Origin of the sequence: Microbispora amethystogenes, from assembly GCF_016863015.1 — a bacterium.
Taxonomy (GTDB): Bacteria; Actinomycetota; Actinomycetes; order Streptosporangiales; family Streptosporangiaceae; genus Microbispora; species Microbispora amethystogenes.
This window is the reverse complement of sequence record NZ_BOOB01000021.1, coordinates 38,147-50,840: the sequence shown is the minus strand read 5'-3', so window position 1 is coordinate 50,840 and position 12,694 is coordinate 38,147. Positions and strand designations below refer to the sequence as shown.

The following is a 12,694-nucleotide window of genomic DNA, read 5'->3' as shown; positions in this document are numbered from 1 at the left end:
CTCGGCCGACGATTGTGCGGCACGACCGGGGTCTTGTGGCAAGGCCCCTGGTGCGCTATAGGTTGAGAGTGGAAAGGAGTGGACGATCCCCTTTCCGACCGATCTCCACCCGCCTGGACCGCGTCTGTACACGCCCGCTGGGGCGGCACATCCTCCGCGCGGCCGGCTCCCTCACTTCCCGGAAGACCCGCGGCCACGACTGGATGCCTCCTCGACGGTGGCGTGGACACCGTCGAGGAGCCAGCTGAGGCCGAGAGCGAAGCTGGTGTCCCAATCGCTGTCCGAAGCCAGAGGGCCGTGGGCGGCGAGGACGGGATACCGGTCACGGTCGGCGCGGAAGCGCTCCTGAGCGGCGGCGCGCGTGGCCTGCCCTTCCCCGGCCGTCCAGGTCGCCTGCATGAGTGCGGAACCGATGACGTAGTTGGACAAGCCGTACGCGGCGGCGGTCAGGTGCGGCTCAGTTACCCCGGCGTCCAGCAGGGTGGCGTACAGGAACTCGCTGCGGGCGAGCACGTTGGGACCGAGCATCGGCCGGCCGAGCAGCGCCGCCGACCAGGGATGGTCCAGCAGGACGGCACGCCACCCGCTGATCAGCGCGGTGATGCCGGCACGCCAGTCCTGGCCGTCCGCGCGCGGGATCTCGACCGCTGCGAAGATCGCGTCGAGGGCGAGGTCGAGGACGTCGTTCTTGGTCTTCACGTGCCAGTACAACGTCGTGGAGCCGGTCCCCAGGCGCTCGGCGAGCCGCCGCATGGTCAGCCGGTCGGCGCCTTCCTCGTCCAGGAGGGCTATGGCCTCGGCCACGATCCGATCGCGGCTGAGCGGCGGCGCTTCGCGCGCCGCCCGCGCGGGCGGTCGCAGCCACACGTCTCCCGGCGATCCTGAGTGCTTCGTTCCCACCACGTCTCTCCTCGTCCTCGCGCGGGCAAGTCTAGTATCGTGGTCGGGGACCGGATCAATGATCCGTTCCCCGACCAACGGTCTGGAGGGCGTCGCCCGGCAGGGAGAACACGGTGGCGGGACATGTCGAGGTGGACCGGCTCACCTACGTACTGCCGGACGGGCGGCTGCTTCTCCACGAGGCGTCGTTCCGCGTCGGCGACGGTGTCAGGGCCGGGCTGGTGGGACCGAACGGCGCGGGAAAGACCACTCTGCTGCGGCTGATCGCCGGAGACCTGCGGCCGGACGACGGCCGGGTGGCCTGCTCGGGCGGGCTGGGAGTGATGCGGCAGTTCATCGGCAGCGTCCGCGACGACCGCACCCTGCACGATCTGCTGCTGTCAGTGGCCCCCGACCGGGTCCGCGTCACCGCCGCGGCGGTGCGACGGGCGGAGTCGGCGATGGCGGGACGCGACGACGAGACGACGCAACTGGCCTACGCGCAGGCGATCAGCGACTACGCCGACGCCGGTGGCTACGCCATGGAGGTGGTGTGGGACACCTGTGCGACAGCTGCCCTGGGCCTGCCCTACGACGCGGTCCGGGAACGCCGGGTGAGCACCCTGTCGGGCGGCGAGCAGAAGCGCCTCGTCCTGGAGGCGCTGCTGCGTGGGCCGGATCAGGTCCTGCTGCTGGACGAACCGGACAACTACCTCGACGTGCCCGCCAAGGAATGGCTGGAAGACCGGCTGCGCGGCACCGCCAAGACCGTGCTGCTGGTCTCCCACGACCGGCAGTTGCTGGCCAACGCGACCGACCGCATCGTGACCGTGGAGTCGCGTGGCGTCTGGGTCCACGGCGCGGGCTTCGCCACCTACGCCGAGGGCCGCCAGAACCGCATCGACCGGCTGGAGGAACGGCGCCGCCGCTGGGACGAGGAGCACACCAGGCTCAAGCGCCTGGTGCAGACCCTCCGGCAGACGGCGGCCAACAACGACGCCCTGGCCTCCGCCTACCGGGCCGCCCGTACCCGGCTCGCGAGGTTCGAGGAAGCAGGCCCGCCCGAGCGCCCGCCCAAACGGCAGAACGTGCGGATGCGGCTGCGCGGCGGCCGGACCGGCAAACGCGCCGTCGTCTGCGAGGCACTGGAGCTCACTGGACTGATGCGGCCGTTCGACGTCGAGATCTGGTACGGCGAACGCGTGGGCGTCCTGGGGTCGAACGGTTCGGGCAAGTCCCATTTCCTGCGACTGCTGGCCGAAGCGGCGGACGGCGCGGTCCCCTCGGTGCGCCACACCGGCTCCGTACGGCTCGGCGCCCGGGTCGTGCCCGGCCACTTCGTGCAGACCCACGCCAGGCCCGACCTGGACGGCCATACCCCCGCCGAGCTGGTCACGGCCGGGCATGCCCTCACCTTGAACGACGCCATGGCCGCGCTGGCCCGCTACGAACTCGCGCCGGCGGCCGACCAGCGGTTCGAGACCCTGTCCGGCGGGCAGCAGGCCCGGCTGCAGATCCTGCTGCTGGAACTGTCGGGGGCGACACTGCTGCTGCTCGACGAGCCGACCGACAACCTCGACCTGGCCAGTGCCGAGGCCCTGCAACAGGGCCTCGCGTCCTTCGCCGGCACCGTGCTGGCCGTCACCCATGACCGCTGGTTCGCCGCCGACTTCGACCGCTTCCTCGTCTTCGGCGCCGGCGGATCCGTCTACGAGAGCGGTGAACCGGTCTGGGACGAAGCACGGGTCGAGCGGGACTGATCGGCGCCCGGTCACCGGTCCGGCTGCGGGGCCTCCCCGGCGGCCCGTAGCTCCGCGGCGACCGCCCGTTCGCGCAGCTGGGCGGCCTCCGACCTGGCCACGTCGAGCTGCGAACGCAGGTCGTCGAGCCGCGCCCGTTCCAGTGACAGCTCCAGCGACAGCTCGGCCTGGACCCGATCGCGCTCGGCCGCCGCCGACCGCGACTCCCCCACCGCGCGCTCCGCCTCCGCGACCGCGGCCCGGGCGCGCGCCTCGGCCTGCGCCGCCTCGGCCCGCAGGCGGGCGGCCTCCGCGACCACCTCCTCGCGGGCCGACTCGGCGGCCTGCGCCCGTGACAGCGCCCGGTCGCGTTCGTCCTGGGCCTGGGCGACGGCCCGGTCGCGCTCGGCCTCCGCCCGCGCCACCGCGCGGTCACGCTCGGACTCGGCGGACTGGGCCCTCGCCAGCGCGGCGGCGCTCGCCTGCTCCGCCTCCCGGTGCGCGCGGCGGGCCAGCTCGGCCTCCGCCCGCGCCGCCCGCGCCTCGGCCTGGGCCTGGTCGCGTTCCTCACCGGCCCGCGCCGCCCGTTCCCGCACCTGCCGCACCTCGGCCGTGGCCTTGTCCACGCGGTCGGCGAGCTCGCGTACGGCCTGCTCGCGGGCGGTCTCGGCGAGCTCGGCCCGCCGGGTCGCCTGATCGGCCTCCTGCCTGATCCGGCGCTCGGTGGCGGCCGCCTCGCGCAGCGCGGCGAGGGCCTGCTCGCGGGCGGTCTCGGCGTCGGCGAAGGCCGTGTCCCGCTCCGTGTAGGCCTCGTCGGTGCGGCGGCGGGCCTCCTCCGCGTCCCGCCGCGCCTCCTCGGCGGCCTCCCGGGCGAGGCGCACCTGCTCCAGCGCCTGCTCCCGCTCGGCGCGGGCGATGGCGACGCTGGTGTGCGCCTCCGCCTGGACCGCGCTCAGCTTGGCCTCCACCCCCGCCGGGCTCAGCTCCTGCTCCAGCACCCGCGCCAGCGGGTCGATCGCCGCGGCGAGGCCCTTCTCCATCCGCTCGTACAGGTCCTCCACCCGCGCCAGCGCGCCCTCCAGGCCCGGGGTCGCGCGGCGCAGCTCCCGCTCCCGCTTCGCCGCCGCCTGGCAGTCGCCGTCCGGGCAGTACTCCCGCGGCCTGCCCCGCCGTACGGGCTGGTCGATCGGCGCCCCGCAGTGCTTGCACGCGGTGATCACGGAAGCGGTCACGGCAGGGGTTCCGGAGGTCGTCACGACGGGCAGCTTACCGATTTTCTGATTTTCTGGAAACAGAAAACAGAAAGCCTCGATTAGTTGCGCGGCACCGACACACGGATAACTTGGGAGATGGGTAATTCTCGCAAGTTATTTTTTCGGCGGCCCGCCCACGCCGGGGAACGTCCCTATGCGTTCGCAGATCGCTGAAGCTGCGGCCACGGCGGAGTGGCGCCGTGGCCTCTGGAGGCCGGCCAGCTCCTGTGGGGCGGTGGGATCCGGATCTGTGCTCGATGATGCGGCTGATGGTCAGGCCGACGTAGCGGATGGCGTTGTTCGTCCGGCCCAGCGAATGGTCAGGCTTCGATTCGTCCGGCCGCACGAACGTCGGCCCGGCCCGTGTGCAGGTAACGCGCACGACCCTCGCCGTCATCACCCAGAAACGCGACAGGCCCGTGACCGGGCTCCGCGGGCAGCAGGGAGTCCTCCCGCCAGCTGAGCAGTTCCGTCCGGTACGGCTCGTCGCCGGCCTCCACCGCGAGGCCGAGGGGGACGTGCTCGAGCAAGAGCCGTCCCTGTTCGTCCCCGCTCACCGTGGTCCGGCTCGTGCTCGACAGGTAGACGCCCGCGCAGCGCCTGACGTCCGGACGCGCCGAGGGATCCGGGACGGGCTCGGCGGGCGACCCGACGACCCTGCCGAGGATCTCCTTCATCAGCGGCTTGCGGTCGCCGCCGTTGGTGAAGATCGCCACGGACACGTCGCGGACGGGGTCGATCCGCAGGACGGCCGACTGCCCGATGGTGTTGCCATTGTGGCCGAACACCGGGCCGCCCGGCAGGTCGTAGAGCTCCCAGCCCAGGCCCCAGGCCGTTCCCCAGCCGATGTCCGGCAGGACGACCTGCGGCTCCCGCATGGCCCTCAGCCCCTCGTCGGCGAGATGCGCCCGGGCGAAGGCCAGCAGGTCGCGCGGGGTCATGGCGAGCATCGACCCGGCGGGCGCGTTCGACCGCGCCATCGCCCAGACCGGGACGGGCCGCCCGCCGAGGTGCCCTACCGCCGTGCGATGGAGGATCGCCTCGTACGGATCGCTCGCCGCGTGCGTCATACCCAGGGGCGCGAACAGGTGGTTCCGCATGCACCGGTCGAACGGCTCGCCCCGCATGACCTCGACGATCCGCCCGAGCACGCTGTAGCCCGCGTTGTTGTAGGAGAACATCTCCCCGGGCTCGAAGATCTGCGGCACGTCGGCCAGCAGTTCCACGTACCTCTCCAGGCAGTCGTCCCCCTTGCCCGTGTCGGTGAACACGTCCCCCTCGAACCCGGCCGTGTGGCACAGCAGCTGCCGGACGGTCGCCTCCCGGAACCCGGGCAGATACGTGCCCACCGGCGCGTCGAGCTCCACCAGCCCCTCGGCGGCGAGCCCCATCACCAGCGTCGCCGTCAGCACCTTGGTGATCGAGCCGATCTGGAACACCGAGTCGACCGTCGCCTCCACCCCCGTCGCAGTGCTCAGCACCCCCGCCGCCGCCTCGACCACCCGCCCCCCGGCGCCGACGGCGACCGCCACCCCCGGCACCCCGTGCTCCTCCGCCAGCCCCGGCAGCCGCTCCCGCAGCCACCCTCCGACCTCATCGATCTCCATTCTCATCCGCCCCACCGTAGAGGGCTTGTGACTTGATCGTCCCGTTCCGCCCGGCCCAGCGGCACGATCTTCAATGTCCGGCCGAAGCCCGAGCGGGTGGCGCCCGTCTTGTTTCGCACCAGCTCCCAGTCGCCGCCCAGCAGTGTCCACGCGGCGATCGGCTCCTCCGGCTCCCACTCCCGACGCACCCCACCCGCCCTCCACCCGACCGCCTCCGACATGAACACGATCAAGCACAAGCCCCGATCGACCAGCCCACTCTCACGCGCCCGTGATGACTACGAACCGCGATCCCGATCACGCATCCGGCTACTTCGGGGCTGGGGACGCCTTGAGGAGCGGTGTGCCGAACCAGCGGGCGAGGTGGGCGTCCAGGTCCTGCTGATCGTCGCCGACCCAGGCGACGTGGCCGTCGGGGCGCAGCAGGACGCAGGGAACGTCCAGTGCCGCGGTGGGATCGGCGAGGTGGTCGACCCGGTCCGACCAGCCGCCGGCGGTCAGGCGTGCGGTGCGGTCCAGCAGCAGGCCCCGGCCGCGGTGCAGCAGGTCGTAGAGGCGGCCCTGTTTCACGTCGATGTCGCGCAGGCGGCGGCCGAGCAGGTCGGGGCCCTCGCCGAAGTCGTAGCGGACGCCGATCGCGGTGATCTTCTCGATGAGGTGGCGGTTCACCTCGTCGAAGTCCATCAGTTCGGTGAGCAGCCTGCGCACGGCCTGCGCGCCCGGTTCGGCGGACAGCAGTTCCGTCTGGGCGCGGGTGTTGTCCAGCACGTCCTCGGCGACCGGACGGCGCTCGGCCTGGTAGGTGTCCAGGAGCGTGTCCGGCGCCCAGCCGCGGATCTGTGCGGCCAGTTTCCAGCCGAGGTTGAACGCGTCCTGAACCCCCAGGTTGAGGCCCTGCCCGCCTATGGGGGGATGGATGTGCGCCGCGTCCCCGGCCAGCAGCACCCGGCCGACCCGGTAACGCTCGGCCAGCCGGGTGGCGTCCCCGAAGCGGGACAACCAGCGCGGGGAGTGCACGCCGAAATCGGTCCCGGCGACGGCGCGCAGCTGCTGCCTGAAATCCTCCAGGGTGGGCGGCTGCGCGCGGTCGCCGACTCCCCCTGCCGGGACGACGACGCTGTAGACCCCTCCGCCGAAGGGCCGGAGCCAGAACGGGTGAATCTCGCGGAGTTCGGCCACCTTGGCGGCGATCTCCTCCTGCGGCGCGTCCGCTTCCATCTCGCCCATCAGCGTCTCGGTCCGCGAGGGCTCGCCCGGGAAGCCGACGCCGAGCAGCTTGCGCACCGTGCTGCGCCCGCCGTCACAGCCGACGAGATAGCGCGCCCGCAGCCGTTCCCCGTCGGCCAGCTCGACGGTCACGCCCTCGTCGTCCTGCTCGAGACCGGTGACCGCGCGACCGCGCCGGACCTGCGCACCCAGCTCTACGGCGTGTTCTTCGAGCAGGCGCTCGACGACCGGCTGCGGGATGCCCAGCAGATAGGCGTACGCCGAGTCCAGGTCCTTGGGCGCGGGTTTGGCGATGGCGGCGAAGAAGCCGCCGGCCGGACGCCGTCTTCCATGCGGGAGAAGGCGCTCCAGCAGTCCGCGCATCGCCATCAGTTCGAGACTGCGAACATGCAGGCCGACTATGCGGACGAACGACTTGGGTTCGGTCTCCTTCTCCAGGACGAGCACCCGTACGTCGTGCAGCCGCAGCTCGGCGGCCAGCATCGCGCCGGTCGGCCCGCACCCGGCGATGATCACATCGACCATGAGCGGCGCGCGGTCGGCGCCGGAGGTCTGCGACCCGAGCGCGGGGACGTCGCCGACGGTGAGGTCGCGCCCGGTCGTGTCGTTCGCCGACGGCTCGGTGGTGAAGTGCTGGGAATGCATAGGTGTTGCCCTTCGGGAGTGCCTTGGTGGGGAGGCGCTCCCGGCGACACCTACGTCAGTCGCCGGCCGTGACGGGAAGGGGGAGCACCCACATCGCTACAGCGTTCATGGGTCTCACCTCCTCGGGCGGCGTCACGGTCGCGTGCACGCTACAAGCCCGGGCGTCACCCCGTCCAACCCTTTTTCCTCCCTACCTCCCCGCCGCGACCTTCCGTTCCGCTGCCCCGCTGCCGGCGGGATCCCGCCTGCTCAGGCCGGACAGCTGCCAGGCCAGCCGGGTGCGTACGGCGGGGACGCGGCCGGCCAGGGCGAGGAGGAGGTTGCGCAGCACGCGGCGGCCGGCCGCGGCGGTGGCCAGCCTCGTGAGCCGCCCGGCGAGGGCGACCACCTGCTCGGCCTGCGGGCGGCGGGTGGCGGCGTAGGAGTCGAGCAGACTGTCCGGTTCGCCGCCGAGCACCCGGGCCAGCGTCTCTCCCAGGTGCACGGCGTCGTCGATGCCCAGGTTCATGCCCTGGCCTCCGGCGGGCGAGTGCACGTGGGCGGCGTCGCCGGCCAGCAGGAGGCGGCCCTGGCGGTAGGTGTCGGCGATGCGGTGGTGGACCCGGAAGCGCGAGCTCCAGATCAGCTCCCGCACCCGCGCGGGCTCGGCCTCGGGACCACGGGTGTCGAGCAGGTGCTGCACGAAGGGGATGCCGGGTTCCTTGGGGGCCTCGTCCACGGTGGCGACGATCCGGTGCATGCCGCCGGGCAGCGGGGCGACGACGACCAGCCCGGCGGGCGAGAAGTACAGGATGACCTCGTTCCGCGGCACCCCGCCGGACAGGCGGACGTCGGCCAGGACGAACGACTCGGCGTAGGTGCCGCCGGTGAAGCCGATCCCGGCGCTCTCGCGGACCGTGCTGTTCAGGCCGTCGGCGCCGATCAGGTAGGCGGCGCGGATCCGCTGCCCGTCGTCCAGGGTGGCGGTGACGCCGCCGGCGTCCTGCTCGACGTGGCTCACCCGGGCGGGCCTGATCACCTGGCCGCCGAGTTCGTGCAGGCGGGCCAGCAGGTGGGCCTCGGTGTCGGCCTGGGAGATCATCAGGGTGTAGGGGTAGGCGGTGGGCAGTCCGTCGAAGGGCACCGGCACCAGCAACCGGTCGCGGTCGCGGATGGCGAAGACCGGAGTGTGGATGCCGTGCGCGGCCAGCCGCTCCGCCACGCCGTACGGCTCCAGGACCTCCAGGGTGCGGGGGTGCACCACGGCGGCGCGGGAGGTGCCGGCGCCCTCCGCCCGCGCATCGACGATCATGACCTGCCGGCCCTGCTGGGCCAGGACGATCGCGGCGGTGAGCCCGGCGGGCCCGGCCCCGACGATGAGCACTTCGGCGTTCATTGCGCCTCCTTGGTCAACGACTGTTGACATGAAGGTAGGCCGGTCCCGATTGGAATGTCAACACGCGTTGGCCTACAATCGTTGACATGAAGAGATCCTCCGTCGAGACCAAGGCAGTGATCCTCGCCGCGGCCCGCGAACGCTTCGCCGCCGACGGCTACGACAAGGCCACGATCAGGGCCATCGCCGCCGACGCGCGGATCGACCCGGCCATGGTGATGCGCTACTTCGGCACGAAGGAGAAGCTGTTCGCCGCCGCGGCCGAGTTCGACCTGGAGCTGCCCGAGCTGGCGCCGGACGAGGCCGGCGCCGGCCTGGTGCGCCACTTCCTGCGCAAGTGGGAGGCCGACGAAGGGCTGCAGGTCCTGCTCCGCACCGGCGTGACGAACGAGGCCGCCGCCGAACGCATGCGGACGATCTTCGGTGGCCAGGTCATGCCGCTCGTGCTCGGCCTGACCGGCGATCCGGAGCGCGCTCCCCTGCGGGCGTCCCTGGTCGCCTCGCAACTCCTGGGCATGGCCCTGTCTCGCTACATCCTGAAATTTCCGCCGATGGTGGCGGCGACGGAGGAAGAACTCATCACCTGGCTGAGCCCCACGATCCAGCGCTATCTCATCGAGTGAACGGGCATAGGGTTGGGCGGCATGGCGCTGCGACTGGTTCAGGTGAACTTCAAGGCTCGGGATGACGTAGCCCTCGGCGGGTTCTGGGCGGAGGCGCTCGGCTGGGGCGTCTCCAGCGAGGGACCCGGCGTGACCAACGTCGAACCGTTGGGCGACTTCGTCTGGCCGGACCCCGCCGCGGTCTGCGTCGACGTCGTCGCCGTCCCCGACCCCGAAACGGTGCGATACCGCGTGCATCTCGATCTCGCCACCACCTCTGCGGCCCACCAGGCGGAGCTGGTCGCGCGCCTTCGGGATCTCGGTGCGACGCCCGCGGACGTCGGGCAGGGCGACGTGCCGTGGACGGTTCTGGCCGATCCGGAGGGCAACGTCTTCTGCGTGCTGGAGCCGCGGGAGAAGTACCGGGACACCGGGCCGATCGCCGCGGTGGTGGTCGACTGCGCGGACCCCCGGGTCATGGCCCGGTTCTGGGACGAGGCGATGGACTGGACCCTCCACGAGGTGACCGACGACCAGGCGACGCTGCGCTCCGCCAAGGGTGTCGGTCCGTACCTGGAGTTCCTTCGTACGACGCCCGGTCCGAAGACCGTGTGGAACCGCGTCCATCTCGACCTGCTGCCGTACGCCGGTGACGACCAGGCGGCGGAGGTGGCCCGGCTGAGGGGCCTCGGCGCGACGCTCACCGACGTCGGGCAGGGCGACGTCCCGTGGGTCGTCCTCGCCGACCCGGAGGGCAACGAGTTCTGCGTCCTGCGCTCGCGCTGACGCGGAGCCCCGCCTCACCGTGGCCACCGGCGACGGCCACCGTCCGCTGTTCGCCCGGCGTAACCGCTTCACCCTGGACTGGACGGGGGCCTGGCGGCTGGACACCCCGCCGGCCTGGCACGACGAGACGTGGCCGGTCCAGGTGGAGGTCGTCTTCGACGATCCCGTACCGGTGCGCCCGGAACGGCTCATCGCGCAGGGGCTCGGACTCAGCCGGAACCAGGTGCTGCGCCGGATCAAGTGCGACGTTCCGCTGCGCCGTACGACGAGCACCGGATTCACCTTCACCGTGATGGCCGGGGACTAGCGTGATGGCCGGGGACTAGGGAGTGTGGCCGTGGCGGGCCATCCGGCCCGCCACGGCTTCACCCGGACGTTCTCCCCGACACTGATCACGCCCGGGCGACAGTGTCCAGGTCAGCACGACCTGCCGATCACAGGATCCGTACGCGGTCGCTGTCGCCGTCGGACAGGAACGACGCCAGCGCCCGGCCTTCCTCGGCCAGGTCGGCGTGGCCGGCTCGGGAGAGGGAACGCAGCGGAGTGACGATCACTGCGCCGTCCTCGACGGTCCAGGTCGCGGCGACCCGGCCGTCGACCAGGACCACGCGGGCGCCGGCGACCGACAGCCCGCGGTCGGCGTCGTCGATGATCCGGCCGCGGTCGTGGTAGCCGAGGATCGCGTTGTCGAACGCCGGCAGGAACCGTACCGGGGCGGGCGTGTCCGGGTCGGGGCGCGGTGCGCCGGGGAGGTCGAGAAGTTCCCGGCCCCGCTCGTCGCGAAAGGAGACCAGCTCACCGCGGATCGCGGCCACCGCGGCCGGCAGCCCCGCCAGCCCGCACCAGGCGCGCAGGTCGGCCACGGCGGCGGGGCCGAACGCGGCGAGATAACGCCGTACAAGGGTCTCCCCCACCGGATCGGCGCCGTCCGCGGCCGGTGGGTCGATCTCCTGCCCCAGCCACGCGGAGAGCGGGAGGTTGCGCACCCCGGCCTTCGCGCGCCACAGCCCGCGCGGTGGTAGCTGCGCCATCGGGACGAGGGCGGCGACCAGCATCTCGCCCAGCGCCCGCGGTCCCGGCTCCGGCCAGCGGCCCGCCAGCGCCCTCGCGAGCTCGCCCATCGAGCGTGGCTCGCCGTCGGCCATCACCGCCCGGCCCGCCGCCGCGAGTTCGTCGAGGTTCACCCCGGCGAGCTCGCGGCGGTAGGTTCCGAGCACCCGCTGCCGCAGCATGGGGTCGTGGCGGGCCCGCCAGGCCAGGGCGTCGCCGGCGGTGAGCAGATGGACGGTGCGGCGCATGAGGTGGGTGCGCACCACACCACGGCGGACCAGCAGGTCCGACAGCGCCGCCGGGTCGAACCCGCGCAGCCGCGACCAGAGCCCCACGAACGGCTCCTGCGGCTCCTGCGCCTGCAGGCCGCACAGATGCGCGACGGAGTCGAGGACCGGCAGGCCGGCGCGGTCGAGCAGCAACTGCCGGGCGAGCGTGGCGCGGTTGAGCGCGCGGGTGCCGAGTACGGTCAACGGGTCACGCCGCCGAACGCTCGCCGGCCGGCCGTCGGCGCAGCGCGGGCCGGGTGATGGGAGGCGGGTCGTAGGACACGTCGAGCGGGCCGATGTCGGCGCCCGGCGGCACGATCTCGTCGATCCTGTCGAGGAGGTCGTCCCCGAGCACGGCCCCGGCCCCGGCCAGCAGGTCGTCGAGGTGCTCCATGGTGCGCGGCCCGATGATCGCCGCGCTCACGCCCGGGTGGGCGACCGTGAACGCCATCGCCATGTGGGCCGGCGCGAGCCCGGCCTCCTCGGCCAGCAGGGCGAGCCGCTCGACGGTGCCGAGCGTGCGTTCGTCGGTCATGTGCCTGGGCACCCAGGCCATCCGGCGCTCGGGGACCTGAGTCGCACGGCCCTTGCGGTAACGGCCCCCGAGCAGGCCCATTCCGAGGGGACCCCACACGAGCGTGCCCATGCCGTAGCGCTCGCAGACGGGCAGGACCTCGCGTTCGATGCCGCGGTTGAGGAGCGAGTACGGGGGTTGCTCGGTGCGGAAGCGCGCCAGGCCGCGTCGCTCGGCCACCCATTGGGCCTCGACGATGTCGGAGGCGGGGAAGTTGGAGGTGCCGATGGCGCGTACCTTGCCGGCGGCCATCAGGTCGGTCAGCGCGGAGAGGGTGTCCTCGATGTCGGTCCCGGGGTCGGGATGGTGGATCTGGTAGAGGTCGATGTGGTCGGTCCGGAGGCGGCGCAGCGAGTGCTCGACCTCGGTGACGATCCAGCGCCGGGAGCTGCCCGCGCGGTTGGGATCCTCGCCCATCGGCCCGTTCACCTTCGTGGCGAGGACGACGTCGTCGCGGCGGCCCTCGAGTGCCTTGCCGACGATCTCCTCGGTCTCGCTGTAGGAGTAGACGTCGGCGGTGTCGATGACGTTGATCCCGGCGTCGAGGGCCCGGTGGATGATGCGCACGCAGTCGTCGTGGTCGGGGTTGCCGACCCGCCCGAACATCATGGTGCCCAGGCAGTAGGCGCTGACCTGTACTCCGGTCCGCCCCAGGGGCCGTGTTCTCATGCTGGTTGTTCCCTTCGAT

11 protein-coding genes are annotated in these 12,694 nt (G+C 72.4%); 4 read left to right on the top strand and 7 right to left on the bottom strand.

The annotated features are described in order from the left end of the window. Positions 1 to 171 precede the first annotated feature (171 nt). A complete protein-coding gene (locus Mam01_RS16075; RefSeq protein WP_239101344.1) occupies positions 172 to 900 on the bottom strand; it encodes a TetR/AcrR family transcriptional regulator in 729 nt (242 codons plus the stop codon). A 113-nt stretch (positions 901 to 1,013) separates the two neighbouring features. On the opposite strand from Mam01_RS16075, the gene Mam01_RS16070 reads away from it, so the two are divergent. Beyond that, positions 1,014 to 2,639: an ABC-F family ATP-binding cassette domain-containing protein gene (locus tag Mam01_RS16070; protein WP_204286126.1), complete on the top strand. Its 1,626-nt coding sequence runs from the start codon at positions 1,014 to 1,016 to the stop codon at positions 2,637 to 2,639. A gap of 11 nt (positions 2,640 to 2,650) precedes the next feature. On the opposite strand, the gene Mam01_RS16065 is transcribed toward Mam01_RS16070, so the two are convergent. The 4 genes from Mam01_RS16065 to Mam01_RS16050 all read right to left on the bottom strand — a co-directional run bounded on the left by Mam01_RS16065 (position 2,651) and on the right by Mam01_RS16050 (position 8,725). Next, positions 2,651 to 3,874: a coiled-coil domain-containing protein gene (locus Mam01_RS16065; protein ID WP_239101343.1), complete on the bottom strand. Its 1,224-nt coding sequence runs from the start codon at positions 3,872 to 3,874 to the stop codon at positions 2,651 to 2,653. Positions 3,875 to 4,191: 317 nt separating this feature from the next. Continuing rightward, positions 4,192 to 5,484, bottom strand: coding sequence for a serine hydrolase domain-containing protein (locus tag Mam01_RS16060; RefSeq protein WP_239101342.1), 1,293 nt, complete (start codon positions 5,482 to 5,484; stop codon positions 4,192 to 4,194). A 303-nt stretch (positions 5,485 to 5,787) separates the two neighbouring features. After that, positions 5,788 to 7,230: a rifampin monooxygenase gene (rox, locus tag Mam01_RS16055; protein ID WP_204286250.1), complete on the bottom strand. Its 1,443-nt coding sequence runs from the start codon at positions 7,228 to 7,230 to the stop codon at positions 5,788 to 5,790. 310 nt (positions 7,231 to 7,540) lie between these two features. Further along, complete coding sequence (locus Mam01_RS16050; protein ID WP_204286125.1) at positions 7,541 to 8,725, bottom strand: FAD-dependent oxidoreductase; 1,185 nt, start codon at positions 8,723 to 8,725, stop codon at positions 7,541 to 7,543. Between the two features lie 86 nt (positions 8,726 to 8,811). Between Mam01_RS16050 and Mam01_RS16045 the strand changes: the two genes are divergently transcribed. Genes Mam01_RS16045 through Mam01_RS16035 form a run of 3 tightly spaced genes read left to right on the top strand, consistent with a single transcriptional unit; the run spans position 8,812 to position 10,420 of the window. Next, positions 8,812 to 9,348, top strand: coding sequence for a TetR/AcrR family transcriptional regulator (locus Mam01_RS16045; RefSeq protein WP_204286124.1), 537 nt, complete (start codon positions 8,812 to 8,814; stop codon positions 9,346 to 9,348). Positions 9,349 to 9,369: 21 nt separating this feature from the next. Then, positions 9,370 to 10,113, top strand: a complete 744-nt coding sequence (locus tag Mam01_RS16040; RefSeq protein WP_204286123.1) for a VOC family protein — start codon at positions 9,370 to 9,372, stop codon at positions 10,111 to 10,113. A gap of 19 nt (positions 10,114 to 10,132) precedes the next feature. Beyond that, positions 10,133 to 10,420, top strand: coding sequence for a DUF1062 domain-containing protein (locus Mam01_RS16035; RefSeq protein WP_307820057.1), 288 nt, complete (start codon positions 10,133 to 10,135; stop codon positions 10,418 to 10,420). 127 nt (positions 10,421 to 10,547) lie between these two features. On the opposite strand, the gene Mam01_RS16030 is transcribed toward Mam01_RS16035, so the two are convergent. Further along, complete coding sequence (locus Mam01_RS16030; RefSeq protein WP_204286122.1) at positions 10,548 to 11,636, bottom strand: winged helix DNA-binding domain-containing protein; 1,089 nt, start codon at positions 11,634 to 11,636, stop codon at positions 10,548 to 10,550. 4 nt (positions 11,637 to 11,640) lie between these two features. Continuing rightward, a complete protein-coding gene (locus Mam01_RS16025) occupies positions 11,641 to 12,675 on the bottom strand; it encodes an aldo/keto reductase (RefSeq protein WP_204286121.1) in 1,035 nt (344 codons plus the stop codon). Positions 12,676 to 12,694 lie beyond the last annotated feature (19 nt).